The sequence below is a fragment of the Nonomuraea sp. PA05 genome (assembly GCF_008086045.1).
GTDB lineage: Bacteria > Actinomycetota > Actinomycetes > Streptosporangiales > Streptosporangiaceae > Nonomuraea > Nonomuraea monospora.
The window spans coordinates 211299-235187 of sequence record NZ_VSEY01000004.1; the positions used below are offsets into that span (position 1 = coordinate 211299).

Sequence of the window (23889 nt, forward strand, 5' to 3'; positions counted from 1 at the left end):
GGACGCCGCTCCTCCAGACGCGCCGCTCGCTCAGGCGCCGCCCGCTCGACCGTTCAGTATCGTCCCGGCGATCACGCCGAAGAGGTGATCCGCGCGCGGCGCCAGCGAAGGCTGGTCGTTGAGCCAAGCGAGCGCCCCCACCAGCGCGAACAAATCCCCCCCGTCGATGTCGCCACGCGCCACCCCCGCGTCCTGAGCCCGCCTGAGCAGCCGCGTCCCCGCTGCCCGCATGGCGACGCACGAGGCGTGCAGCGCCGACTCGGGGTCGCCGATGGCGGCCATCATGTGCTCGGTGACGCCCCGGTACGAGTGCGCACAGGCGACGCAGGCCCGCAGCCACGTGACGAGGGCGTCCTCGGCCGAGCCGGACGTCTCCAGCTCGCCGGCCTTGGCCGTCAGCTCGTCGAACCCCGCCCGGAGCAGCGTCTCCAGCAGGGCTTCCCGTGTCGGGAAGTGCCGGTACAGCGTGGCGAGCCCGACGCCGGCCCGGCGGGCGATGTCGCGCAGCGACGCGTCGGCGCCCTGCTCGGTCACGACGGCCCCGGCGACGGCGAGTAGCTGGTCGTAGTTCTTCCTGGCGTCAGCCCGCATCCCACCCACCCCGTTGACATCCGGAGCAGTGCTCCACATAATCGGAGCACTGCTTCACTTGAGCATATCCCACCCCATCGACCTGAACGGGGAAGTGTCATGAAGGCGATCAGGCTGCACGAGTTCGGCGGCCCTGAAGTGCTGCGTCACGAGGAGGTGCCGGTCCCGGAGCCGAAGCCGGGCGAGGTGCTCGTCCGCGTCCACGCGATCGGCGTCAATCCCCCCGACTGGTACGTACGCGAGGGCCTGCCCAACGTCCCTCCCGACCTGAGACCCCCGCTGAGCCTGCCCCTCATCCCGGGCACGGACGTGTCGGGCGTCGTCGAGGCCGTCGCCCCGGACGTGGCCGGCTTCTCCCCCGGCGACGAGGTCTTCGGCCTGCTCCGCTTCCCCGGCCTGGAGGGCGGCGCCTACGCCGAGTACGTCGCCGCACCCGCGTCCGACCTCGCCCGCAAGCCCGCCCACCTCGATCACGTGCACGCCGCGGCGTCCGCCATGGCGGGGCTGACCGCGTGGCAGTTCCTGATCGAGCTGGGACACGACCACCCGTCCCCGTTCCAGGAGGCGCGGCACCGCCCGATGCCGCTGACCGCCGGGATGACGGTGCTGGTCAACGGCGCGGCGGGCGGCGTGGGGCATCTCGGGCTGCAACTGGCGAAGTGGAAGGGCGCGCACGTCATCGCGGTCGCGTCGGGCGGGCACGAGGCGTTCCTGCGCGAGCTGGGCGCCGACGAGTTCATCGACTACACCAGGAGCGCCCCCGAGGAGCTGGCGCACGACGTCGATCTCGTCCTCGACACCGTCGGCGGCCCCGGCAGCAGCCGTTTCCTGCGCACGCTCAGGCGCGGCGGCGCGCTGTACCCGGTGTTCGTCGCCGCGTTCGACCCCGAGGAGGTCGCGAAGCTGGGGGTCACCACCTCGGCCACCCAGGTGCGCTCGAACGGCCCGCAGCTCGCGGAGCTCGGACGGCTGCTCGACGCGGGCACGGTCCGGGTGGCCATCGACAGCACGTTCCCGCTCGCGCAGGCCCGGCAGGCGCACGAACGGGCCGCCCGCGGCCACCTCCAGGGCAAGATCGTGCTCACGACCGGCTGAGCGCGATCGAGCTGCACGGCGTGTCCCTCGCAGGAGCTACCGCCGAATGTCCACCGTACGGGGACGATCTCGGACCGCCCGATCCGTAGCGTTACGACGCGACCACGGAACCCCGCTGGCGCCGACTCCCTCACTGGAGGAACCCCATGCTCCGCAAGTTCAAGTCGTCCGTCGTGGCCGCCCTCTGCTGCACCGTCCTCGGCGCGGCCGTCACCGGCTGCGACGGCGACGCGATGGAGAACTGGGACCCCTTCCCCACCCGGACCCCCATCTCCGGCACCCAGAAGATCGAGGTCGCGGGCCGGTCGGTGAACGTGTCCTGCGCGGGCGAGCAGGAGGAGGGCAAGCCGGTCGTCGTCCTGATGCACGGCGGCGGCGACGGGCTGGACAAGCTGGCCGCCCTGCAGAAGACGCTGAGCGCCGGGAACCGGGTCTGCTCCTACGACCGGCTCGGCGCGGGCGCCAGCGACCAGCCGGAAGGCCCGCAGGACTTCGCCGGCACCGGCGAGATCCTGACCGGCGTGCTCGACCGGATCGCCGGTGACGCCCCTGTCGTCCTGGCCGGGCACTCGCTGGGCGGCCTGATCGCCGCCAGGTACGCCCCCGACCACCAGGACCGCGTCAAGGGGCTGGTGCTGATGGACGCCACCCCGTCCACGATGATCGCCGACATCAAGAAGGTGATCCCCGAGTCCGCCAAGGGCCCGGCGGCCGAGCTGCGCGCCCAGAACCTGGCGGTCTTCCAGGGCCAGAACCCGGAGAAGCTCGTCATCACCGACGGCGAGGTCCGCTCGGCCGGGCAGATCCCGGTGGAGGTGCTGCAGCACGGCAAGCAGTACCTCGCGGCCCTGCCCGAGTACGGGCCGCGCCTGGAGAAGGCGTGGGCGGCGGGCCAGCGCGACTGGCTGGCGCTGTCCGGCCGCAGCAAGCTGAGCACGGCCGCGGGCAGCGAGCACTACATCTACCTCGACCAGCCCGAGGTCGTCGTCAAGGCCGTCGAACGCGTCACCGCGGAGGCCGCCCGCCTGGCGTGACCCCCGGTTTGTCGGTGAGGAGATCTATTGTCCCGGCCATGACTTCAGCGACGCAGGCGTACACGTACGCCGCGCCCTCCTCCCTCGTGGACGGTCGCCTCGGGCTGGCGACCTCCGGCGGCCGTGCCCTGTCCGGCCCCGCCCTGGCCCCCCGGTTCTTCAGCGGCGTGGTGACGCAGGCGGCCCCCGCCGCGGCGAGCCTGCTCGGCGTCGCCGACGTGGCGCTGGCCCGCTACCACCAGCCGCAGGCGCGGCCCGGCTGGGTACGCGACCCGGTGGTGACGTGCAACGGCGACCGGCTGCGGTTCGAGTCGTTCTCGGCCTGCGGCGGCGTGTACGCCCGGCTCGACCTGCTCGGCGGCGCGCTCGACGGCGAGGTGTTCGACCGGGGCACCACCAACGTCGACGTGAACGCGCCGCTCAGGGAGGCGCTGGCGCGCATCGGCCCGCGCGACCCGCTGCACCTGGGGGTGGGCCTCGACGAGCTGGTCGTCACCACGATGGACGGCGCGGTGGTGGAGAAGAAGGTGCCGCTGCCCGAGCGCTGGTTACGCGGCTTCGCCGAGGTGCAGGTCATCGCCTCGGGCATGGACCAGCGCGGCGAGCTGACCGGCATGGCGGCGGTGCGGTTCCTGCGCGGGCTGCCCAGGAAGGGCACCGTGTACGTGGCGCAGTCGGGCCGTGAGCTGAAGGTCCACGACCGGCCGGTGCCTGGCGCGGTCCAGCTCGCCGGCCCCAACCGGCTCGGCACGCTCCTGCCGCTGCTGCGCTTCGCGAAGTCTCTCAGGATGTACGGCCCCGCCGACGCCGCCTCCAGCGCGTGGGAGCTGGAGCTGCCCGGCATGCGTTACACGCTCACCCTCTCGCCCGAACGCTGGCGCGGCTTCTCCGGCGAGGGCGCGGTGCTCGACGACCTGTCCACCGACGAGGCCGAGAACGACGCCGACGTGGTGGGCATGCTGCTCAACTTCGAGCCCGAGGTCGAGATCGGCCTGCTGGCCGACCGCGCGGGCATCCCCGCCGACCGGGTACGGGCCGCGCTGACGCAGCTCGGCGTGGCCGGCCGGGTCGGCTACGACCTGTCGGATGCCGCCCACTTCCACCGCGAGCTGCCCTACGACAAGGACAACGTGGTGCTGCTCAACCCGCGGCTGGCCAAGGCGCGCAAGCTCGTCGAGGCGGGCGCCGTCCAGCTCGACGGCGAGGACGGCGACTCCGCCACCGTCCGCACCTCGGGCGGCACGCGCCGGGTCTCGCTGGCCGACGGGTCCTGCACCTGCGAGTGGTGGTGGGACCATCACGGCTCCCGTGGGCCGTGCAAGCACGTGCTGGCCGCCCGGATCGTCGCCCGCGCCGCCGTGGAGGTCTCCCGATGACTGTGTGGACGGAGATCCGCGACCTGATCGTCCGCAACCAGGTCCACCGCCTGGCCGACCGGCTGGCCGCGCTCACCGACGAGGAGCGCGCCGAACTGGCCGAGCGGCTGCCCGGCCTGGTCAAGGAGCTGCGCAGGGCCCGCACCGAGCAGGTGCGGGCCGAGCATCCCGACGACTTCGAGGAGCTGGCCTCCTGGGAGGTCGGCGAGCTGCTCGACGAGGTGGCCGGCGCGCTGCTGCTGACCGGCGTCGGCGTCATCTCCGGCCCGGCGGCGGCCGTGGCCTGGATGACCAGCCGCGACGTCAACCGCCGCTGGGCCAGGGACCCGGAGGTCGCCCGGGTGTGCAAGGTGGCGGCTTCCCGGCCCGTGGAGTGGCGTCGCGAGGTCGCGGTGCGGCTGGCCCAGCGGGTGCGCCGCCCGGCCGACCGCATCGCGCCGCTGGCGGTGGCGCTGCTGCGCGAGTCCGGCGCCGTGCCTCCCGACCACGACCCGCTGGTGGCCGCCTGGCTGGCCGCGCCGACGGTGCCCGGCGACCCGCTGACCACCGTCCTGCTGCCCCGGGTCTTCACCGCTGACGGCGCCGGCCGCGCCCTGCGTGACGAGCGGCTGGAGCCCCGGCCGACCCGCTGGCTGGCCGCCGCCGCCCGCGCGCTGCCCAGGGAACAGGTGCTCGACGGGTGCGTGAGCCGCTTCCTGCGTGGCGGTGAGCCGCAGGACCTGCGCTTCTTCGTCCGGCTGCACACGCTGCTCAACCCCACGCCCGCGGAGTCCGCTTCCCGCCTGCGCGACTACCTGCGGTTGCTGCCGTCGGCGCCGGGCACGGTCGCCGAGCTCGCGGCTGCGCAGGTGCGCGAGGCGAAGCCGCTCGACCACGCCGACCTGGTCGAAGCGGTGGACGCGCTCACGTTCCGGGACGAGGCCAAGCTCGCCGCCACGGGCCTGCGCTGGCTCGACCAGGCGATCCGGGCCACGCCAGAGGCGGCCGGCGACTTCGTGGCGGCGCTGACCACGGCGTACGCGCACAAGTCCTTCGACGTGCGCAACCGCGCGGTCGAGCTGACCATGAAGCACGCCGCCCTGTTCGACGGCCACGCCGAGGCGATCCGCGACGGCGTTCACCACCTGCCCGCCGATCTGGGCGCGAAGCTGGCCGAGCGGTTCGGCGGCGAGATCCCGGCGGAGGAACCGGCGGCGGAGAAGGAGTTCCCGCCGCTGCCCGAGCTGCCGGAGCCGCGGCGCTTCCCCGAGCCGTCGATCTTCCCCGACCGCCACGAGCGCTGGATCGACCAGGAGCGCTGGCTGGCCGCGTTCGTCGCGGGGATCGCCGAGGACCGGACGGAGCTGCGCCGCAAGCTCAAGCCGCACGTCGAGCAGGACCACGGCTTCTGGCGCTCCAGCGAGACGCACACCTCGCCCGACGACTGGCAGGCGGTGCTGGCCGCCGAGCTGGTCACCCCCGGCACCGTGCCGGAGCTGCCGCCGATGGGGCCGCAGCAGTTCTGGGACAACGCGAGCCACTCCGTGCGGGTGCGCCCCCTCACCCGCGGCGAGGAGCCCGACGAGGAGCGGTCGCCGCGGCGATTCATGATCGGCGGCGCCTACCGGCCCGGCCGCTATCTGGACGACGACACCCCGCTGCGGGTCTTCTTCATCACCTGGAACACCGACGACGGCCCGCAAGGCGCGGTGGCGCGCGAGAACGACCAGCAGATCCCCTTCGTCCACGGCCGGATCCACCTGAACGGCTCCCCTGACGACTTCGAGCCGCCGTCGCGGGAAAGGGAGATCTGGGACGCCCCCGAGCCGTCCGAGCTGCGTTCGAAGCCCGGCGTCATGTACGACGACTCCGAGGAGGCCATGCCCGACATGGTCCTCGACCTCGCCTGGGACCGCATGGCGGAGCTGGGCGTGGACCCCGGCAGGATCGCGGCGATGCGTGCCGGGCAGCCGGTGCCCCCGCCGGGCCCCGACGAGCCGCTGGTGGAGGTGACCGTCATCTTCGTCCCGGCCCGGCTGCGTTCCTACCTGCCCGAGGAGCTGCCGGAGCACGACGAGTGGCGGCGGCGCAACCGGATGCCGCACCCCAACCGCGTCTCCCCGCCCACCGACTTCCTGCTGCACCGCTACGCGGAGCTGGCCGGGGCACTGCGCGACGGCACGCTGCCGCCGGTGCTGCTGGCCACGCCGACCTGGATGAGCGGCCACCTCGACCCCGACGTGCTGATCGACCGGCTGGAGACCTGCGCCGCCGCCGGCGTGGAGCCGCTCCCTGCCGACCTGGCGCAGGCGCTGCTGCGGTTGCCCCGTGGCCGCCACCAGGACGCGGCCGGCCGGGCCGCCAAGATCGACTCCGAGGCGGCGCGCTCGGCCGCCCGCTGGCTCGCCGAGGGCGGCATGGCCGACCCCGAGTGCGGCCTGGTGTGGCGGCACATGGTGAACGCGTCCATGGTCGAGTTCGGCGACGCGGAGCCGGAGCACTTCACCGAGGTCAGGCTGCAGCCCGTGCTGCGGGTGACGGCCCCGACCGGGCACCGGCTGATCGACGAGGTGCTGCTGCGCGAGCCGTTCGACTGGACGGTCGACGAGCACGGCGGCACGCAGCGGGCGTGGCCCGCCATGCTGCCCTCGCACCGCGAGGTCGTGGCCGTCAACTTCCTGCCCTTCCTGCTGCGCCACCACTGGGGCACCTGGTCGGCTCCGGCGGAGCTCACCGGCCTGGAGATCGCTCAGGGCCCGATGGGCGAGTCCACCGGGGTGATCCTCGCCTTCCTCCTGGCCGGCGGCGTGCCCGGCATGGTCCCGCTGATCCTGAACATGGCCGCGCGGGGCGACCTGCCCGCCGAGGCGATCGGCCGACAGCTCGCGCTGGTGCTGCGCCGCACCTGGCAGGAGACCCGCCCCGCCATCGAGGCGCTGACCGAGCTGGCGGAGGCGGGCGGGCACCGCGAGGTGTGGCGCATCCTGCGCGCCCTGCTGCCGGAGATGTTGCCGGGCGAGGGGCAGCGCATCACCGTGACCCACACCGCGCTCGTCGCCTTCGCGGCCGACGTGGCGCGCTGGGCCGACGCACGCGGGGAGTTCCCTGTCGTCGCCGAGTTCGCGCGCGGCACCCGGAAGATCCGTTTCGTCCACGAGTGCAGGCGCCTGCACGCTCAGCTCACCGGGACCGCGCCATCTCCTGCATTTCCGGTAGGTATTTGACCATACGCCCTCCGTGGCCGCTACCATGAGTCCTATGTCGCAGCCAGCCACCGAGCTCGCGGCCGCCAGTGACGGCAGCAGTGTCGGCACAGTCGAGACCCGCTACCTCGATCTGCCCGAGCCGGTGCGCCTCGACTGCGGCCGGGAGCTGCACCCCGTCCGGGTGGCGTACGAGACCTACGGCACCCTGTCGCCCCGGCGCGACAACGTCATCCTGGTGTGCCACGCGCTCAGCGGCGACGCCCACGCGGCCGGCCGGTCCAGGACACCCTCGGGCGAGAGCACCCGCGACGGGTTCGGGGCCGAAGGGCACGGCAAGGACCTCGGCTGGTGGGACGGGATGATCGGCCCCGGCAAGGCGTTCGACACCGACCGCTTCTTCGTCGTCTCCACGAACCTGCTCGGCGGCTGCCGGGGCACGACGGGCCCCTCGTCGATCGACCCGGCGACGGGCGAGCCGTACGGGCCGGACTTCCCCGTGATCACGGTCGCCGACATGGTACGGACGCAGCGCGCCTTCCTCGACGTCCTGGGCGTCGAGCGGCTCGCGGCGGTGGCCGGCGGCTCGCTCGGCGGCATGCAGGCGCTGCAGTGGGCGGTCCTGTTCCCCGATCAGGTCGACTCCATCGTGGTGATCGCCAGCACCCACGCCCTGCACCCGCAGGGCGTGGCCTGGAACGCGATCGCGCGCGACTCGATCCTGCGCGACCCGGACTGGCAGGGCGGCCGCTACTACGGCACGGGCCGCGCGCCCGACGCCGGCATGGGCGTCGGTCGGATGGTCGGCCACATCACCTACCTGTCCGCGCCCGCGCTGGAGGACAAGTTCGGCCGGCGGCTGCAGTTCTCCGACGACCTGCGCTACACGATCACCGAGCCGGAGTTCGAGGTGGAGAGCTACCTGCGCCACCAGGCCGACTCGTTCGTCAAGCGCTTCGACGCCAACACCTACCTCTACACCTCGCGCGCGCTGACGTACTTCGACCTGGCCAGGCAGCACGGCGGCGGGTCGCTCGCGCGGGCGCTCGACGGCGTCCGCGCGCGCACGCTGCTGATCGCGTTCAGCTCCGACTGGCTGTATCCGCCGTCGGCGTCGGAGGAGATCGAGCAGGCGCTGCGCGGCCTGGGCAAGCCGGTCGAGCTGCAGGTGATCGAGGCGCCGTACGGCCACGACTGTTTCCTGCTGGAAGAGGCGCGGCAGACGCCGATCATCCGCCGGTTCCTGAGAGAGAGGCTTTTGTGACCGACCAGCTCCCCCGTGCCGAACAGGCCCGCGAGTTCGGGTTCGAGACCCGGCAACTGCACGCCGGGCAACGGCCCGACCCGAACACGGGCGCCCGCGCGGTGCCGATCTTCCAGACGACCAGCTACGTCTTCGAGGACCCTGAGTCCGCGGCGGCGTACTTCAACCTCCAGGAGTACGGCAACACGTACTCACGCATCATGAACCCGACCGTCGCGGTGTTCGAGGAGCGGGTGGCGAACCTGGAGGGCGGCGCCGGCGGGGTGGCGTTCGCCAGCGGCATCGCCGCGCAGGCGGCGGCGCTGTTCACGCTGCTGCAGCCGGGCGACCACGTCGTGTCGTCCTCGGCGCTCTACGGCGGCACGGTCAACCAGCTCAAGCACCTGCTGCGCAAGATGAACGTGGAGCTGAGCTGGGTCGATCCCGACGATCCCGACGCCTGGCGCAAGGCGGTGCGGCCGGAGACGAAGGCGTTCTTCGGCGAGACGATCGGCAACCCGGCGGGGAACGTGCTCGACATCGAGACCGTGGCGGGCATCGCGCACGAGCACGGGCTGCCGCTGATCGTGGACAACACGTTCGCGACGCCGTACCTGTGCCGCCCGATCGAGTGGGGCGCCGACATCGTGGTCCACTCGGCGACCAAGTTCATCGGCGGCCACGGCACGAGCATCGGCGGCGTCGTCGTGGAGGCGGGCACGTTCGACTGGTCGAACGGGCGGTTCCCGGTGGTCGCCGATCCGTCTCCCGCCTACCACGGGCTGCGCTTCCATGAGACGTTCGGCGAGTACGGCTATCTGATGAAGCTGCGCGCGGAGACGCTGCGCGACCTCGGCGCGGCGCTGTCGCCGTTCAACGCGTTCCTGTTCCTGCAAGGGCTGGAGACGCTGTCGCTGCGCATGGACCGCCACGTCGGCAACGCGCTGGCGGTGGCGGAGTTCCTCCGGTCGCACGAGCTGGCCGCCAACGTGACCTACCCGGGCCTGGCGGACAGCCGCTACCGGCCGCTGGTGGACAAGTACCTGCCGCGCGGCGCCGGCGCGGTGTTCTCCTTCGACTGCGCAGGCGGCCGGGAGGGCGGGCAGGGCCTGATCGGCGGGCTGACGCTCTGGTCCCACCTGGCGAACGTCGGCGACGCCAAGAGCCTGGTCATCCATCCCGCCAGCACGACGCACCGCCAGCTCGGTGACGACGAGCTGGCGGCGGCCGGCGTCGCGCCCGGCACGGTGCGGCTGTCGGTCGGCACCGAGTCCGTCGAGGATCTGATCTGGGACCTGGAGCAGGCTTTCGCCCGCGTCGGAGAGGTGGCCAAGGCATGACCGCACTCGACCGCTACCAGGACGCGCTGACGATCCAGCGCGTCCTCCACTCCACCAGGACGATCGCGATCGTGGGGCTGTCCGGCAACGAGCTGCGGGCCAGCCACTTCGTCGGCTACTACCTCAAGCGGCACGGCTACCGGGTCATCCCCGTGAACCCCCGTGAGAAGGAGATCCTCGGGCAGACCAGCTACCCGAGCCTGGCCGACATCCCCGAGCCGGTGGACCTGGTGAACGTCTTCCGCGCGCCGGACGCGCTGCCGGAGATCGCGCGGGAGACGGTCGCGATCGGCGCGAAAGCCCTCTGGTGCCAGTTCGGCGTGATCAACGAGGAGGGCGCGCGCATCGCCGAGGACGGCGGGGTGAGCGTGGTCATGGACCGCTGTCTCAAGGTCGAGCACGCGCGTTACGTGGGCCGGATGCACTGGCTGGGCTTCAACACCCGGCGCGTCACGTCGGTCCGGTCCGGGCTCCAGTAGAGACGTGCCGCTCGCGGTCGCGAACCACGGCGCAATCCGCCGCGGATCACCCCGCTGACCGCAGCCGCCTGACACCCCCGCCCGCCGCGACGCGGGCTCCACCCGGACGTGGGTCAGCCGGGGTCGTGGGCGAGGGGCCCGGACAGGTTCCTCGCCAGCAGGCCGAGCAGCGCGTCGGCCGCCTTGCCCAGCAGGGCGAGCAGCAGGATCGACAGCAGCAGGATGTCCGTCCTGCCGGTGTTCTGGCTGTCGATCAGCAGGAAACCCAGCCCCATGGACGAGGCGATCAGCTCGGCCGCGACCAGGAACAGCCAGCCCTGCGCGAGCCCGAGCCGCAGCCCTGCCAGGACGGCGGGCGCCGCGTACGGGAGCTGAATGCGGGTGAGCAGGGCCACGCCGCGCAGCCCGTACGCGCGGCCGGCCTCCACCAGGTGCTGATCCACGTGGGCGAGCGCCGTGGCGACCGTGGTGTAGACGGGGAAGAACGCGCCGATCGCCACCAGCACGATCTTCGGGGCTTCGGCGATGCCCAGCCAGAGCACCAGCAGCGGCACCCACGCCAGGGACGGCACCGCGCGCAGGGCGGCGACGCTCGGCGCGAGCAGCGCCCTGACCGGCGGGTACAGTCCGACGGCCGCGCCCAGCAGCACGCCCGCCGACGCGCCGGCGGCGAAGCCCAGCAGAACCCGCCGGCCGCTGATCGCCACGTGCTGCCACAGCTCGCCGCGCCGCGCCAGCTCGGCCACCGCCGCCAGGACCGCTGAGGGTGCGGGAAGCTGCGCCGCGGTGAACACGCCGGCGGTGGCGGCGGCCTGCCAGGCGGCCAGCACGACCAGCGGCACCACCAGCCCGGCGGCGATCCGCCCCGGCCGCGACACCCAACGCCCACCGGCACCAGCCCGCCCCGCACCAGCCCGCCCCGCACCACCCCGCCCGGCGTCGGCGCGTCCGGTCACGAGGATGCCTGCGCCTTCTCCGCGAAGCGGGGCTCGAACAGCGAGTCCAGCGCCGTACGCGCCTCCGCCTCCGACCGCACCTGGCTCTCGCCCACGAGGGTCGGCAGGATCCGCTCCAGCACGGCGCGCTGCTCGGCCCCAGGCACCGGGCTGATCTTCGCCTCCGTCCGCTCCTTCAACACCACCGAGGCGACCTCGGGCGTCAGTTTGGCCTCGGCCGCCAGCAACCGCACGGCCTCGTCGGGGTTGGCGGCGACCCACGCGCGCGCCCGCTCGTAGGCGTCGATCACCTTCTGCGCGAGGTCCGGGTGCTCGGTGAGGAACGACTCGCGGGCGTTGAGGAAGCCGTAGGAGTTGAACGCCGGGTTCCGGTAGACGAGCTTCGACCCGGCGTCCACCTCGCTCTGCGCCATCAACGGGTCGAGCCCCGCCCAGGCGTCGACGTCGCCGCGTTCGAGCGCCGTCCTGCCGTCGGCGTGCTGCAGGTTGACGACCTCGACGTCCGAGCCGCCGAGCCCCGCCTCCTTCAGCGCCTGGAGCAGGAAGAAGTACGGGTCGGTGCCCTTGGTCGCGGCGATCTTCCTGCCCTTGAGCTGCTTGACCTCGGTGACGGGCGAGCCCTTGGCGACGACGAGCGCCGTCCACTCGGGCCGGGTGTAGATGCCGATGGTCTTGATGGGGGTGCCGTTGGCGCGGGCCTGGAGTGCGGCGGCGCCGGCGGTGGAGCCGACGTCGATGGTCTCGGCGCGCAGGTTCTCGTTGGCCTTGTTGCTGCCCGCGGACAGGACCCAGGTGACCTTGGTGTCCTTGAGCTCGTCCTCCAGCCAGTGTTGCTTGCGGATGACCAGGCTGAGCGGGTTGTAGTAGGCGTAGTCGAGCCGCAACTGCCCTGCTGCGGGCGTGGCGGTGTCGCTCTCTCCCTGCACGCAGCCGGTGGCCAGGGTGGCGACCAGGGCGGTGGTGAGCAGGAGACGACGGCGGGTCATGTCGGTCACGGGGCTGCCTCTTGTGCGGGGACGGGCCTGGGTACGCCGAGTCGCTCCAGCAGGTCGGCGCGGAGCGCGGCGAGCTCGGGGTGGGCGCGGTCGCGCGGCCGGGGATGAGGCACGTCGAGCACGGCCACGACGGTCGCGCCCGGCGAGCCGCCATCGGGCACGCCGTCGTCGAGCGGGTCGCCGTGTGTGGCCGCGCCGTGTGTGGCCGCGCCGTGTGTGTCGCCGAGCAGGACGACCCGGTCGGCCAGGTGCAGGGCCTCGTCCACGTCGTGCGTGACGAGCAGGACCGTGGTTCCGGCGCCGCGTTGCACGTCGGCCAGCAGGTCCTGCATGCGCAGCCGGGTGAGGGCGTCCAGCGCGGCGAACGGCTCGTCGAGCAGCAGCACGCCGGGCTCGCGGGCCAGGGCCCTGGCGAGCGCGGTGCGCTGGGCCATGCCGCCGGACACCTGGCGCGGCCGGTGCCCGTGGAAGCCTGCCAGGCCGACGACGTCGAGCCAGTGCCGGACGACGCGGTTCCCGTCGGCCCGGCCGGTGCCCTTGGGCAGGCCGAGCGCCACATTGCCGGCGAGGTCGCGCCAGGGCAGCAGGCGCGGCTCCTGGAAGACGACGGCGCAGCGCTCGTCGATCCCGCGCACGGCGTGCCCGTCCACCAGCACCTCGCCGGCCGCCGGGGCTTCGAGGCCAGCCACCAGCCGCAGCAGGGTCGACTTCCCGCAGCCCGAGGGGCCCAGGATGGCCACGATCTCACCCGGCGGCACGTCCAGCTCGATGTCCCGGAGGACGACGTGCCCGTTGCCGTAGGTGTGGCCGAGGCCGCGCAGTCCCACCCCCGCCGCCATGCGCCCCCCCATCCGATAATCCTCATTTCCTACTGGGTATGCATACTTTGGCATGCCGGATCTGGTTTGTGAAGAGTGCCGGGTCAGGCCGCCGCGTGCACCGGCGTCCCGGAGACCTGGGACAGCACGGCCCGCGCCACCGCCTCCGCCCGACGCGCCAGGTCGGCGCCCTCCACCAGGGAGCCCAGGGCGAAGCGGCGGCCGTGGACGGCGCCGTCCCCGGTGACCAGCCGGCCATCAGGAAGGCGCACGTCCAGCAGGCCCGCCGGCTCGCGGCACTCGCCCCTGGCGCGCAGAGACGCGATCAGCGGGTCGGCGCCGCCGGTCAGCCCGGAGCGGGGCCGCCGCGCCTCGATGAGCGTGCGCGCCCTCGTCACGCCGGGAACGGTGGGACCGCTCGCCCGCCAGCCGTCCTCGTCCTGCTCGATGCGCGGCTCGGCGCCGATGAAGGTGACGACACCCGCCCTGGCCAGGGCGTGCAGCTCGGCCTGACGGGTCAGGGACGGACCGTCGGCCAGCAGCCCGGACAGCCCGTCGAACCACGGATCGCCCGCCATCCGCAGCCCCGCGTCCAGCAGGGCCCGGACCAGCGCCAGGTCAGGGCTGAAGCCTGGATCGGCCCGCCGCTCAAGGTCGGCCGCGAGGTAGCCGTGCGTCCACCGTTGCAGCCCTGCCAGGTCGCCGAAGCGCATGCCGCGCAGCGGGCGGTCGAGCCGGTCGAGGTGGAGCCGGTCGGCGAAGCGCGGCACGGACTTGGTGATCAGGGCGCGCATCTCCTTACCGCCCTGCTCCGCGCGTACGAAGGCGTCCTCGAACGCCTCCCACGTCATCCTCGTGCGGGACGGGTGCGCGATGAACAGCTCCTGGTAGTAGGCGTAGGCCAGTTCCTTGGCCACCGCCTGCCGCGCGTCGCCCTCGTCCGGGAACCGCCGTGGCCGCGCCTCGCCGGTCAGCCGGTATCCGGGACGGGCGTGGTGGGGCACACCGCGTCGCGAGCCCACGTACAGGAGGGGCTCGTAGCCGCCGGGCAGGTAGACCAGCTCGCCCTGGCGTCCCTCGGAGAAGCGGCCGCCGCGCCCGGTGGTGAGGGGTGCCAGCAGGTCGGTGAACACCCGTCCCGCGCCGCGCACCAGCACCGGCTCGCCCGGCGGCACGTCCTCCTGGGAGGACCCGCCGGGCAGGTAGAGCAGGCCGTGCCGGGCGGCGAAATCGGCCTCCGCGTGTTCAGGACGTCCGGGCGGGACGCGGGGACGGTCCTGGGCCAGTACCACGGCGTCCGCCTTCAGGGTCTCGCCGCCCGCGAGCCGCACGAGCTGCCTGCCCGCCGACTCGGTGAGCCCGACCGCCCGGTCCCGGTGCACCCGCACCCGCACGCCACCTCGCCCGTCGCGCACCGTCCACTCGTACGCGTGCTCCGCCCCAGCGGCATCCATCCCGGACACCACGTGGACCTCCACCGCCCGCTCCCCGCCCGGCCGCGGGGCGTTGGCGCAGATCCGCTCCACCACGCACGCCCCTGCCGCCCCCGCGCCGATCACCACGATCGCGCCCATTCGCGCGTCCTCCCTGTATGAGTCCGTGTCGTCACCACACCAGCGGATGATCAACGACACCGGGAGCTGGCGACGCGGCCGAAGTCCACGTACGCGCGGGAGACCAGCGAGAGGCGAGGGCTCATGATCTTGACGCTACTCACCGCCACACATAAAGTCAACTTTCCCTACCGTATATACATAGATATCGCCGCGACACTGACGCCCCCGGCCGCCCCCGAGGACAGGAGCGGCCCGGCGCGTCGGCCGGCAACCTCGTCAGCGCGGCCCAGTTCCTCAAGGACCTGCAGAAGATCGAGGCCGCGCCCGCCCTGGCGACCGTGCGCGACGCCAGCTACACCAAGGGCCCGCCCGATGCCCTCTCCCCGAGCCCGCCGTGCGCGTGCGGGAGGTCGTTCACGTGTACGGGAGCGGCCCCGACGTGGTGACCGCGCTCGGCCCGATCTCGCTGGACGTGCCACGCGGCTCGTTCCTGGCGATCGTCGGCGCGTCCAGCATCCCGTGGTCCGCGTCCGCCCGGAGACCGGCCGCAAGGGCCTTTTCGTGAACCCCGGCTTCACCTCGCACATCGTCGGCGCCTCGGACTGCACCGCATCACGCTGCACGGCGACCGCCTTCGGGCCGTCCTCCCGCCGCTGAGGGAAGTCGCCCCACCGCTGAAGAAGACGGCCCGTCCGGTGGACGGGCCGTTTTCTCAACCTCACTATCCGGTGTTGCTAGGTACCGGTAATCAGTGCTACTTTATACCAGTAGTCAGTGCCACCGAATAGTGGAAGTGGAGGTGCCTCATGGGCAAGCTCGCGACCGAGATGCTCAAGGGCACGCTGGAGGGCATCGTCCTGGCGATCCTGTCCGGCAGGCCCGCCTACGGCTACGAGATCACCGCGTGGCTGCGCGACCAGGGCTTCTCCGACATCGCCGAAGGCACCATCTACGCGCTGCTGGTCCGGGTCGAGCAGCGCGGCCTGGTCGACGTGGCGAAGACGCCCTCGGAGAAGGGCCCGCCGCGCAAGGTGTACAACCTCAACGCCCGAGGCCGGGAGTACCTCCAGGAGTTCTGGCAGACCTGGAGCTTCCTGACCCAGCGACTCGAACGGCTGCGCACCGAAGGGGCCTCGACCTGACCCCCGCCGGCCTTCCCCGCGACGACCACCCCCTCAGACGACGGGAGCCCCACATGACCACCCATGCTCCGGCGATCCAGGTGCACGACCTGGAGAAGTCCTACAAGGATCTGCACGTGCTGCGCGGCGTGAACTTCGAGGTGACGCGCGGCAGCATCTTCGCGCTGCTCGGCTCGAACGGCGCCGGCAAGACCACCGCCGTGAAGATCCTGTCCACGCTGCTCAGGGCCGACGCGGGCACCGCCCGCGTCAACGGCTTCGACGTGGCCACCCAGGCCGCGGACGTCCGCGAGTCGATCAGCCTGACCGGCCAGTTCGCCGCCGTGGACGAGATCCTCAGCGGCCGGGAGAACCTGATCCTGGTCGCCCGGCTGCGCCACCTGAAGAACCCCGGCCAGGTCGCCGACGACCTGCTGGCCCGGTTCTCCCTCACCGACGCCGGCGGGCGGAAGGTGGCCACCTACTCCGGCGGCATGCGCCGCCGCCTCGACATCGCGATGAGCCTGATCGGCGACCCGCCGGTCATCTTCCTCGACGAGCCCACCACCGGCCTCGACCCGCAGGCCCGCATCGAGGTCTGGCAGGCCGTCAAGGAGCTGGCCGAGAGCGGCACCACGGTGCTGCTCACCACCCAGTACCTGGACGAGGCCGAGCAGCTCGCCGACCGCATCGCGATCCTGCACGAGGGCCGCATCATCGTCAACGGCACCCTGGACGAGCTCAAGCAACTGCTGCCGCCCGCCAAGGTCGAATACATCGAGAAGCAGCCGACACTGGAGGACGTCTTCCTCTCCCTCGTCGGCACGAAAGCCTGAGGACCCCCCATGACCAAGCACTTCTTCGGCGACACCTCCGTCCTGCTGGGACGCTCCCTGCGCCACATCACCCGCAGCCCCGACACCATCATCACCACCGCGATCATGCCGATCGCCATGATGCTCATGTTCGTCTACGTCTTCGGCGGCGCGATCAGGACCGGGTCGGACTCGTCCTACGTGAACTACATGCTGCCCGGCATCCTGCTCATCACCGTCGCCTCCGGCATCGCCTACACCGCCTACCGGCTGTTCATGGACATGCAGGGCGGCATCTTCGAACGCTTCCAGTCCATGCCGACCGCCCGCTCGTCGGTGCTGTGGGCACACGTGCTGACCTCGCTGGTCGCCAACCTGGTCTCGCTCGTGGTCGTCATGCTGGTCGCGCTGCTGATGGGCTTCCGCTCCAGCGCCGGCGTGCTGGCCTGGCTGTCGGTGGGCGGCATCCTGGTGCTGTTCACCCTGGCGCTGACCTGGATCGCCATCATCCCCGGCCTGACGGCCAAGACCATGGAGGGCGCGAGCGCGTTCTCCTACCCGCTCATCTTCCTGCCCTTCCTCAGCTCGGCCTTCGTGCCGACCGCCACCATGCCCGGCCCGCTGCGCCTGTTCGCCGAGAACCAGCCGGTGACCTCCATCGTCAACGCCATCCGCGCCCTGTTCGCCGGGCAGCCGGTCGGCAACGACATCTGGATCGCGCTGGCCTGGTGCGTCGGCATCCTCGTCGTCGCCTACGGCTTCGCCATGACCACCTACCGCCGCAAGATCTCCTGAAGGAGCCGCACATGACCCACACCCTCCCCTCCATGCCCACCAGCCGTCAGCCCGGCTGTCCCTTCGACCCGCCCAAGGAGCTGATCGACGCCCGCGAGCACAGCCCGATCAGCCACTTCACCTTCCCCGACGGCCACCAGGGCTGGGTCGTCACCGGGTTCGACCTGACCCGGCAGATCCTCGCCGACCCGCGCTTCAGCTCCCGCAGGGAGCTGATGAAGCACCACCCGACCATCGACTACGGCGACATCGAGGTGCCCCCGGCCCCGCCCGGCGAGTTCCTGCTGATGGACGAGCCGCAGCACGGCCGCTACCGCAAGCCGCTGGTCGGCAGGTTCACCGTCCGCCGGATGCGGCTGCTCACCGAGCGGGTCGAACAGATCACCGCCGAGCACCTGGACGCCATGGAGAAGGCCGGGCCGGCCGTGGACCTGGTGACCGCGTTCGCCAAGCCGATCCCGGCCGTCGTCATCTGCGAGCTGCTCGGTGTGCCGTACGAGGACCGGGGCCGCTTCCAGGAGAACATCGACAAGTTCCTCGGCGGCGAGGTGGGCGACGAGGAGCTGATGGCCGCCTACCTCGCCACCCAGGAGTACCTCGCCGAACTGGTCGCGGCCAAGCGCGCCACCCCCACCGACGACGTGCTCAGCGACCTGCTCGACACCGACCTCACCGACGAGGAGCTGAAGGGCATGGCCCTGATCCTGCTCTCCGCCGGGTTCGACACGACCGCCAACATGATCGCCCTGGGCACGTTCGCGCTGCTGCGGAACCCGGAGCAGCTCGCCGCCCTGCGCGCCGACCCCGCCCTCGCCGAGCAGGCTGTCGAGGAGCTGCTGCGCTACCTGTCGGTCGCCAAGCAGTTCTTCCGGGTCGCGCTGGAGGACGTGGAGCTGGGCGGCCACACCATCACGGCGGGCACGACGGTCATCCTGTCGCTCAGCACCGCCAACCGCGACCCCGACCGCTACACCGACCCGCACGCCCTCGACCTCCACCGGCAGGAAGGCGGCCACCTGGCCTTCAGCCACGGCATCCACCAGTGCCTGGGCCAGCAGCTCGCCCGCGTCGAGCTCCGTGTGGCGCTCCCCGCCCTACTCAGCCGTTTCCCCACGCTCCGCCTCGCCGTTCCGGCCGACCAGGTGCCCCTGCGCCCGGAGGCCGCCGACATCCACGGGATCAAGAGCCTGCCTGTCACCTGGGAGGACTGACGTCATGACGGACACGACCGGCGGAACGCCCGGACACGTCGGGCGCCGGACCGTGCTGAAGGGCGTGCTGGGAGCGGGCGCGCTCGCCGGCACGCACGCCGCCCTCACCGGCCGCGCCGACGCCTCCACGCACACCGGCGCCTCCGCAGGCGGCGGGCACGACGGCAAGCACGACGGCGAGCGCGGTGTCGAGCGCGGTGTCGAGCACGACGGCGAGCGCGGTGTCGAGCGCGGTGTCGAGCACGACGGCGAGCGCGGTGTCGAGCACGGCTGGGGCAAGGTCGCCGACGCGTTCCGCGCGAACTTCCGCGACGCCGGCGAGATCGGCGCGGCGTGCAGCGTCTACGTCGGCGGCCGGCCCGTCGTCAACCTGTGGGACGGCCTGGCCGACCGCGAGGCCAGGCGGCCGTGGCGCCGGAACACCATCGTCCAGGTCGCCTCCACGACGAAGGGCGCCACCGCGATCTGCGCCCACCTGCTGGCCCAGCGCGGCCTGCTGGACCTGGACGCCCCGGTCGCCCGGTACTGGCCGGAGTTCGCCGCCGCCGGCAAGGAGCACATCCCGGTGCGCTGGCTGCTGTCGCACCAGGCGGGCCTGCCGATCGTGGACGGGCCGCTGACGTTCGAGCAGGCCTGCGCCTGGGACCCGGTCATCCGCGCGCTCGAAGCCCAGCCGCCGCTGTGGCAGCCGGGCACCGAGCACGTCTACCACAGCGTCACCTACGGGTTCCTGGTCGGCGAGGTGGTCCGCCGGATCACCGGCAAGTCGCTCGGCGCCTTCTTCGCCGAGGAGGTGGCCGCGCCGCTCGGGCTGAGCGCCTGGATCGGGCTGCCCGCGAAGGAGGAGCAGCGGGTCGCCAAGCTGCACGAGGCCGCCCCGTTCAGCTACGAGGAGCTGCTGGCCGGGCTGATCGCGACCAGCGGTCTCGACGCTGAGACGGTCACCGCCTGGGTGAACGCGGTGTGGGCACCGGGCTCGGTCCAGGCCCGCGCGGGCGAGCTGGGCGGCGCCCTGACCGACCCCTCGGTCTACGCCACGCGGGCCTGGCGAGCGGCCGAGTTCCCGGCCGCGAACATGCTCGCGGACGCCCGGTCGGTGGCGCGCATGTACGCCGCCACGGTCAGCGACGTGAACGGGGTACGGCTGCTCAACCCCTCGACCGTCGAGACGATGACCGCCGTCCAGACCGGCAGGACGACGATGCACGGGCTGCCGCCCGGCCTGAACCTGCCGGCCGACCGCTCCTTCCACATGTCGCTCGGCTTCTGGCGGGCCTGCCCGCCGCTGCCGATGACCGGGCCGAAGTCGTTCGGCCACCCGGGCTCCGGCGGGTCGATCGGCTTCGCCGACCCGGAGGCCGGCGTGGGCTTCTGCTACGTCACGAACCTGTGGAACTACCGGCCCGACGACCCACGCGCGGCGAACCTGGCCAGGGCCGTCCGCGCCTGCCTCGGGTAACGTCCCGCTCAGCCTGCTCCCGGAGGGGCGATGGCCCTTTCCCGCGTCAAGATCGCGAAGGGGCGCGCAGGGTTCGCGTAGAGGTCGCGTCAGGGCGTCCCCACCAGGGACGATCACCCGCGAAGGTGGAAAGATCCGCACTCGACCCGAAAGCGCGAACCATGCCGAGTAATCCGCTTCCACCGGCGCCCGCCGGATCGAACGAGATCGAGATCGACAGGGGCCGGATCAGACAGCTCGCCGCCCTTCTCCCCGCCGCCGCCCGGCCGCTCGACGAGGTGGTGCCCTGCCTGGCCGGGCTCGCCGTGGCGGAGGCCGCGTTCACCTCGTTCACCTACTCCCTGGCGCTGGCCTACAACGAGGCCGAGGCGTTCACCATCGCCGAGGCCCGCCGCCTGGGCGACGACGTGGAGCGCATCCGCGACACCGTGACCCTGTCCGCCGTCGCCTGGCAGCACGCCGAGGACGCCGGCACGCCGAGGATCGGATGAACCTCGCGCACCTGGGGCAGCGCAGCCTGATGCTGGGCGCCGGCGCGGCGGTCACGCTGTCGGCGCTGGGCGTGCCCGCCGCGTGGCCGTTCGCCGGGAAGATGTACGTCCACCAGTACACCCCGCAGGCGTTCTTCGACGCCGCCGACGCCTGGCTGGACGTGCACGACCGCGCCTCGGACACCCGGCGGAACGTCAGGGACCTGACCCGCGGGGTCGCCGCAAGCGGCTGGCGCAGCGAGGACGGCCGGGCCTTCGAGCAGCGCGTGGACGCCTACCTGGCCGGCCTGCGCGGCATCGAGCTGCGCGCCGTGGTCACCGCCCTCGTCCTCCACACGGCGGGGGCGGCGCTGGCCGCGTTCATCCTGTTCCAGTTCCTGGTCGCGGCGGCGCTGGCGGCGGTGGCCGCGTGGGTGCTGGTCGCGGCCGTCACCCCGTTCAGCCTGATGGCCGCCAGAACCGCGGCCACCCAGTGCCTGACCAGGCTCTTCTCCGTCTACCGGACGACGGAGAAGCTGCTCGACCAGCTCCTGCACGGCTGCGCCGCCGCGCTGACCGCCACCGTCGCCGTGCAGGTGGGCCGCGAGGTGCTCCGCGGCGACGACACGGCGCTCAAGGACCTGGCGTCCGCCACCATGGCCCAGGGCCCGCTGCTGGTCTGGGGCACCGCCAACCGCGTCGAACGCGACCTCACCGCCCACGCCCTCGGCGGACGCCCCTCCAGCCCGCTCCCGGCGGGGTTGCCACAGGTCGCGGGCGCCAAGGCGGCCTACGACGTCAGCACCGGCAGCCAGGCGATCACCGGCCGCCACCTGCCTGAGCAGGGCGCCGACGGCTCTTACTCGTTCCCCTGGGAGTAGTGCGTGAAGGACTTCGAGCAGGCGCTCGGCATCGACCCGGAACGCCTCGCGGCCGACGCCGACCGCCTCTTCGCGCGGCTCAACGACCTGCCCGGCGACGCCGTCACCGTGCGGGCCGAGTCCGCGGACGGCTGGGTGAGCGTCGTGTACGACAGCGCGGCAGGCGTGCGCGACCTGCGGCTCAACCCCCGGGCCATGCGCATGGACTCGGACCGGCTGGCCGAGACCATCCTCGACGTGCTCCGCCAGGCCAGGGAGCAGGCCGAGGCCGGTGAGCGCAGGAGGGCCGAGGAGCGCCTCGGGGCGGGCAACGCGCTCTTCGGTGAACGGCAGTTCGTCGGCGAACGGCTCCGCGAGGCCACCGGCCCTCTTCAGGACAACCTGGAGCGGGCGAACGCGACGATCGACCGGCTCCGCAACCTGCTGCGCCCCTGACCCGCGACAGCGCTGAGCCGTCGCCGACGGCTCAGCGCCGGGGGGTGACCACGCGCCCGCGCGTACGAAGCGCGTCAATATTCAGGCCCCCGCCGTATGAAACCCGTCAAGAAAGACCAAACCCCTCAAAAGTCAGGATTTGCTGGCGTTCGGCGCCGCCCGAACGGGGCAGCGCGCACATCTTGTCCAGATTGAGGAGTGGGGATGACCGACGTCATCTTCGTCGCCCTGACGATCGCGATCTTCGTGATCCTCGGGCTGGTCGTCAAGGCGGTGGAACGGCTGTGAGTGCCGTCAACGCCGTGGGTCTCGTCGTGGTCGTCGGCCTGGTGATCTTCGTGGTCGCGGCCCTGCTGTTCCCGGAGCGTTTCTGATGTCCTCGACCATGGCGGGGATCCTGTTCATCGCCTCCCTGCTGCTCGCCCTGGCCCTGTGCTACAAGCCGCTGGGCGACTACATGTACCGCGTCTACACAGGCACCAGGCACAACGCCGTGGAGCGGGTGCTCTACCGGCTGCTCGGCGTCCAGCCGGACAGCGAGCAGCGGTGGGCCGTCTACGCGCGCGGCGTGCTGGCGTTCTCGGTGCTGTCGATCCTGTTCCTGTACGGGTTGCAGCGGCTGCAGAACCACCTGTTCCTGTCCCTCGGGATGGACGCGGTGGAGCCGTCGCTGGCCTGGAACACCGCGGTCAGCTTCGTCACCAACACCAACTGGCAGGCCTACTCGGGCGAGTCGGCGATGGGCCACGTGGTGCAGACCGCCGGGCTGGCGGTGCAGAACTTCGTCTCCGCCGCGGTCGGCATGGCGGTGGCCATCGCCCTGGTGCGCGGCTTCGCCCGCTCGAAGAGCGACACGCTCGGCAACTTCTGGGTGGACCTGGTCCGCGGCACGATCCGGATCCTGCTGCCGATCGCGTTCGTGGCCGCCCTGGTGCTGGTCGCCGGTGGCGCCATCCAGACGTTCGCCGACCACAGCACGTGGACGACGCTGACCGGCGGCGAGCAGACCTTCACCCCGGCCGCGGCCGCCTCGCAGGAGGCGATCAAGGACCTGGGCACGAACGGCGGCGGCATCTTCAACGCCAACTCGGCCCACCCGTTCGAGAACCCGACGGCGTGGACGAACTGGCTGACGATCTTCCTGCTGACGGTCATCGCGTCCTGCCTGCCGCGCACGTTCGGCCGGATGGTCGGCGACAACCGGCAGGGCTACGCGATCATCAGCGTGATGGCGATCATCGCGATCATCAGCGTCGGCGTCACCCAGTGGGCCGAGCTGAGCGCGAGCGGCACCGTGCCGCAGGCGATCGGCCAGGCTCTCGAAGGCCGCGAGACCCGCTTCGGCACCTCGAACTCCGGCATGTTCGCCACCGCCACCACACTCACCAGCACGGGCTCGGTGAACTCCTTCCACGACTCCTACACCGCGATCGGCGGCGGCATGCTGATCTTCAACATGCTGCTCGGCGAGGTCGCGCCCGGCGGGGTCGGCGCGGGCCTGTACGGCATGCTCATCCTGGCCGTCATCACGGTGTTCGTGGCCGGGCTGATGGTCGGCCGCACGCCGGAGTACCTGGGCAAGAAGATCGGCGCCCGCGAGATCAAGCTGGCCTCGCTGTACTTCCTGGTAACTCCCACGCTGGTGCTGCTCGGCACGGCGGTGGCGATGGGCACCGAGACCGGCCGCGCCGCGATGCTGAACAGCGGCCCCCACGGCCTGTCGGAGATCCTGTACGCCTACACCTCCGCCTCCAACAACAACGGCTCCGCCTTCGCGGGCGTGAGCGTCAACACCACGTTCCACAACACCACGCTCGGCCTGTGCATGGCCCTCGGCCGGTTCCTGCCGATCGTGCTGGTGCTGGCGCTGGCCGGGTCGCTGGCCCGGCAGGCGCCGGTGCCCGCCTCCGCCGGCACGCTCCCGACGTACCGGCCGCAGTTCGTCGGCCTGGTCGTGGGCGTGACGATCATCCTGGTCGCCCTGACGTTCCTGCCCGCCCTCGCACTCGGCCCGCTCGCAGAAGGACTGCTGTAGAC

The 23889-nt window shown here is 72.3% G+C and carries 22 protein-coding genes; 17 read left to right on the forward strand and 5 right to left on the reverse strand.

What is annotated here, in order from left to right; genetic code table 11:
- Window positions 1-30: 30 nt before the first annotated feature.
- A complete protein-coding gene (locus tag FXF51_RS08305; RefSeq protein ID WP_148433681.1) occupies window positions 31-591 on the reverse strand; it encodes a TetR/AcrR family transcriptional regulator in 561 nt (186 codons plus the stop codon).
- 99 nt (window positions 592-690) lie between these two features.
- On the opposite strand from FXF51_RS08305, the gene FXF51_RS08310 reads away from it, so the two are divergent.
- The 7 genes from FXF51_RS08310 (at window position 691) to FXF51_RS08340 (ending at window position 10340) form a co-directional block, all read left to right on the forward strand.
- The gene (locus FXF51_RS08310) at window positions 691-1686 is read left to right on the forward strand and encodes an NADP-dependent oxidoreductase (protein WP_148433682.1); all 996 of its coding nucleotides are present in this window, start codon (window positions 691-693) and stop codon (window positions 1684-1686) included.
- A gap of 146 nt (window positions 1687-1832) precedes the next feature.
- Window positions 1833-2720, forward strand: a complete 888-nt coding sequence (locus tag FXF51_RS08315; RefSeq protein WP_148433683.1) for an alpha/beta fold hydrolase — start codon at window positions 1833-1835, stop codon at window positions 2718-2720.
- 38 nt (window positions 2721-2758) lie between these two features.
- Window positions 2759-4096 (forward strand): SWIM zinc finger family protein, encoded by a 1338-nt coding sequence (locus tag FXF51_RS08320; protein ID WP_148433684.1) that lies wholly within the window; start codon window positions 2759-2761, stop codon window positions 4094-4096.
- The gene (locus tag FXF51_RS08325; RefSeq protein ID WP_148433685.1) at window positions 4093-7299 is read left to right on the forward strand and encodes a hypothetical protein; all 3207 of its coding nucleotides are present in this window, start codon (window positions 4093-4095) and stop codon (window positions 7297-7299) included. Before FXF51_RS08320 ends, FXF51_RS08325 begins: the two co-directional genes overlap by 4 nt.
- A 34-nt stretch (window positions 7300-7333) precedes the next feature.
- Window positions 7334-8542 (forward strand): homoserine O-acetyltransferase MetX, encoded by a 1209-nt coding sequence (locus FXF51_RS08330; RefSeq protein ID WP_148433686.1) that lies wholly within the window; start codon window positions 7334-7336, stop codon window positions 8540-8542.
- Window positions 8539-9861, forward strand: coding sequence for an O-acetylhomoserine aminocarboxypropyltransferase/cysteine synthase family protein (locus FXF51_RS08335; protein ID WP_148433687.1), 1323 nt, complete (start codon window positions 8539-8541; stop codon window positions 9859-9861). Before FXF51_RS08330 ends, FXF51_RS08335 begins: the two co-directional genes overlap by 4 nt.
- Window positions 9858-10340, forward strand: a complete 483-nt coding sequence (locus tag FXF51_RS08340) for a CoA-binding protein (RefSeq protein ID WP_148433688.1) — start codon at window positions 9858-9860, stop codon at window positions 10338-10340. Before FXF51_RS08335 ends, FXF51_RS08340 begins: the two co-directional genes overlap by 4 nt.
- Window positions 10341-10453: 113 nt before the next feature.
- Here the strand turns inward: FXF51_RS08340 and FXF51_RS08345 are convergent, their stop codons facing one another.
- The 4 genes from FXF51_RS08345 to FXF51_RS08360 all read right to left on the reverse strand — a co-directional run bounded on the left by FXF51_RS08345 (window position 10454) and on the right by FXF51_RS08360 (window position 14683).
- Window positions 10454-11218 (reverse strand): ABC transporter permease, encoded by a 765-nt coding sequence (locus FXF51_RS08345; RefSeq protein WP_222871187.1) that lies wholly within the window; start codon window positions 11216-11218, stop codon window positions 10454-10456.
- A gap of 74 nt (window positions 11219-11292) precedes the next feature.
- Window positions 11293-12282 carry an aliphatic sulfonate ABC transporter substrate-binding protein gene (locus tag FXF51_RS08350; RefSeq protein WP_148433844.1) on the reverse strand — a complete coding sequence of 330 codons (990 nt, stop codon included), beginning with the start codon at window positions 12280-12282 and terminating at the stop codon, window positions 11293-11295.
- Window positions 12283-12287: 5 nt separating this feature from the next.
- Complete coding sequence (locus FXF51_RS08355) at window positions 12288-13142, reverse strand: ABC transporter ATP-binding protein (RefSeq protein ID WP_148433690.1); 855 nt, start codon at window positions 13140-13142, stop codon at window positions 12288-12290.
- A 71-nt stretch (window positions 13143-13213) separates the two neighbouring features.
- Window positions 13214-14683, reverse strand: a complete 1470-nt coding sequence (locus FXF51_RS08360) for an FAD/NAD(P)-binding protein (RefSeq protein ID WP_148433691.1) — start codon at window positions 14681-14683, stop codon at window positions 13214-13216.
- Between the two features lie 788 nt (window positions 14684-15471).
- Between FXF51_RS08360 and FXF51_RS08375 the strand changes: the two genes are divergently transcribed.
- From FXF51_RS08375 to kdpA, 10 genes are all read left to right on the forward strand, one after another.
- A complete protein-coding gene (locus tag FXF51_RS08375; RefSeq protein WP_148433693.1) occupies window positions 15472-15807 on the forward strand; it encodes a PadR family transcriptional regulator in 336 nt (111 codons plus the stop codon).
- Between the two features lie 53 nt (window positions 15808-15860).
- Window positions 15861-16622, forward strand: a complete 762-nt coding sequence (locus FXF51_RS08380; RefSeq protein WP_148433694.1) for an ABC transporter ATP-binding protein — start codon at window positions 15861-15863, stop codon at window positions 16620-16622.
- A 9-nt stretch (window positions 16623-16631) separates the two neighbouring features.
- Complete coding sequence (locus tag FXF51_RS08385; RefSeq protein ID WP_148433695.1) at window positions 16632-17396, forward strand: ABC transporter permease; 765 nt, start codon at window positions 16632-16634, stop codon at window positions 17394-17396.
- An 11-nt stretch (window positions 17397-17407) separates the two neighbouring features.
- Window positions 17408-18607 (forward strand): cytochrome P450, encoded by a 1200-nt coding sequence (locus tag FXF51_RS08390; RefSeq protein ID WP_148433696.1) that lies wholly within the window; start codon window positions 17408-17410, stop codon window positions 18605-18607.
- A gap of 4 nt (window positions 18608-18611) precedes the next feature.
- The gene (locus tag FXF51_RS08395; protein WP_222871190.1) at window positions 18612-20066 is read left to right on the forward strand and encodes a serine hydrolase domain-containing protein; all 1455 of its coding nucleotides are present in this window, start codon (window positions 18612-18614) and stop codon (window positions 20064-20066) included.
- Between the two features lie 161 nt (window positions 20067-20227).
- Complete coding sequence (locus tag FXF51_RS08400) at window positions 20228-20557, forward strand: hypothetical protein (protein WP_148433697.1); 330 nt, start codon at window positions 20228-20230, stop codon at window positions 20555-20557.
- Window positions 20554-21417, forward strand: a complete 864-nt coding sequence (locus FXF51_RS08405; RefSeq protein ID WP_148433698.1) for a hypothetical protein — start codon at window positions 20554-20556, stop codon at window positions 21415-21417. Before FXF51_RS08400 ends, FXF51_RS08405 begins: the two co-directional genes overlap by 4 nt.
- Window positions 21418-21420: 3 nt before the next feature.
- The gene (locus tag FXF51_RS08410; protein WP_148433699.1) at window positions 21421-21852 is read left to right on the forward strand and encodes a YbaB/EbfC family nucleoid-associated protein; all 432 of its coding nucleotides are present in this window, start codon (window positions 21421-21423) and stop codon (window positions 21850-21852) included.
- A gap of 284 nt (window positions 21853-22136) precedes the next feature.
- Entirely contained in the window at window positions 22137-22226 is a 90-nt protein-coding gene (gene kdpF / locus FXF51_RS08420; RefSeq protein ID WP_148433700.1) for a K(+)-transporting ATPase subunit F, read from the forward strand.
- The gene (kdpA, locus tag FXF51_RS08425; protein ID WP_148433701.1) at window positions 22226-23887 is read left to right on the forward strand and encodes a potassium-transporting ATPase subunit KdpA; all 1662 of its coding nucleotides are present in this window, start codon (window positions 22226-22228) and stop codon (window positions 23885-23887) included. The genes kdpF and kdpA overlap by 1 nt, the downstream gene beginning before the upstream one ends.
- Window positions 23888-23889: the final 2 nt, after the last annotated feature.

Bases quoted from the DNA above. Each gene is read 5' to 3' on its own strand.
- FXF51_RS08305 (WP_148433681.1), bottom strand. From the start codon at position 591: ATGCGGGCTGACGCCAGGAAGAACTACGACCAGCTACTCGCCGTCGCC.
- FXF51_RS08310 (WP_148433682.1), top strand. From the start codon at position 691: ATGAAGGCGATCAGGCTGCACGAGTTCGGCGGCCCTGAAGTGCTGCGT.
- FXF51_RS08315 (WP_148433683.1), top strand. From the start codon at position 1,833: ATGCTCCGCAAGTTCAAGTCGTCCGTCGTGGCCGCCCTCTGCTGCACC.
- FXF51_RS08320 (WP_148433684.1), top strand. From the start codon at position 2,759: ATGACTTCAGCGACGCAGGCGTACACGTACGCCGCGCCCTCCTCCCTC.
- FXF51_RS08325 (WP_148433685.1), top strand. From the start codon at position 4,093: ATGACTGTGTGGACGGAGATCCGCGACCTGATCGTCCGCAACCAGGTC.
- FXF51_RS08330 (WP_148433686.1), top strand. From the start codon at position 7,334: ATGTCGCAGCCAGCCACCGAGCTCGCGGCCGCCAGTGACGGCAGCAGT.
- FXF51_RS08340 (WP_148433688.1), top strand. From the start codon at position 9,858: ATGACCGCACTCGACCGCTACCAGGACGCGCTGACGATCCAGCGCGTC.
- FXF51_RS08350 (WP_148433844.1), bottom strand. From the start codon at position 12,282: ATGACCCGCCGTCGTCTCCTGCTCACCACCGCCCTGGTCGCCACCCTG.
- FXF51_RS08355 (WP_148433690.1), bottom strand. From the start codon at position 13,142: ATGGGGGGGCGCATGGCGGCGGGGGTGGGACTGCGCGGCCTCGGCCAC.
- FXF51_RS08360 (WP_148433691.1), bottom strand. From the start codon at position 14,683: ATGGGCGCGATCGTGGTGATCGGCGCGGGGGCGGCAGGGGCGTGCGTG.
- FXF51_RS08375 (WP_148433693.1), top strand. From the start codon at position 15,472: ATGGGCAAGCTCGCGACCGAGATGCTCAAGGGCACGCTGGAGGGCATC.
- FXF51_RS08380 (WP_148433694.1), top strand. From the start codon at position 15,861: ATGACCACCCATGCTCCGGCGATCCAGGTGCACGACCTGGAGAAGTCC.
- FXF51_RS08385 (WP_148433695.1), top strand. From the start codon at position 16,632: ATGACCAAGCACTTCTTCGGCGACACCTCCGTCCTGCTGGGACGCTCC.
- FXF51_RS08390 (WP_148433696.1), top strand. From the start codon at position 17,408: ATGACCCACACCCTCCCCTCCATGCCCACCAGCCGTCAGCCCGGCTGT.
- FXF51_RS08395 (WP_222871190.1), top strand. From the start codon at position 18,612: ATGACGGACACGACCGGCGGAACGCCCGGACACGTCGGGCGCCGGACC.
- FXF51_RS08400 (WP_148433697.1), top strand. From the start codon at position 20,228: ATGCCGAGTAATCCGCTTCCACCGGCGCCCGCCGGATCGAACGAGATC.
- FXF51_RS08405 (WP_148433698.1), top strand. From the start codon at position 20,554: ATGAACCTCGCGCACCTGGGGCAGCGCAGCCTGATGCTGGGCGCCGGC.
- kdpA (WP_148433701.1), top strand. From the start codon at position 22,226: ATGTCCTCGACCATGGCGGGGATCCTGTTCATCGCCTCCCTGCTGCTC.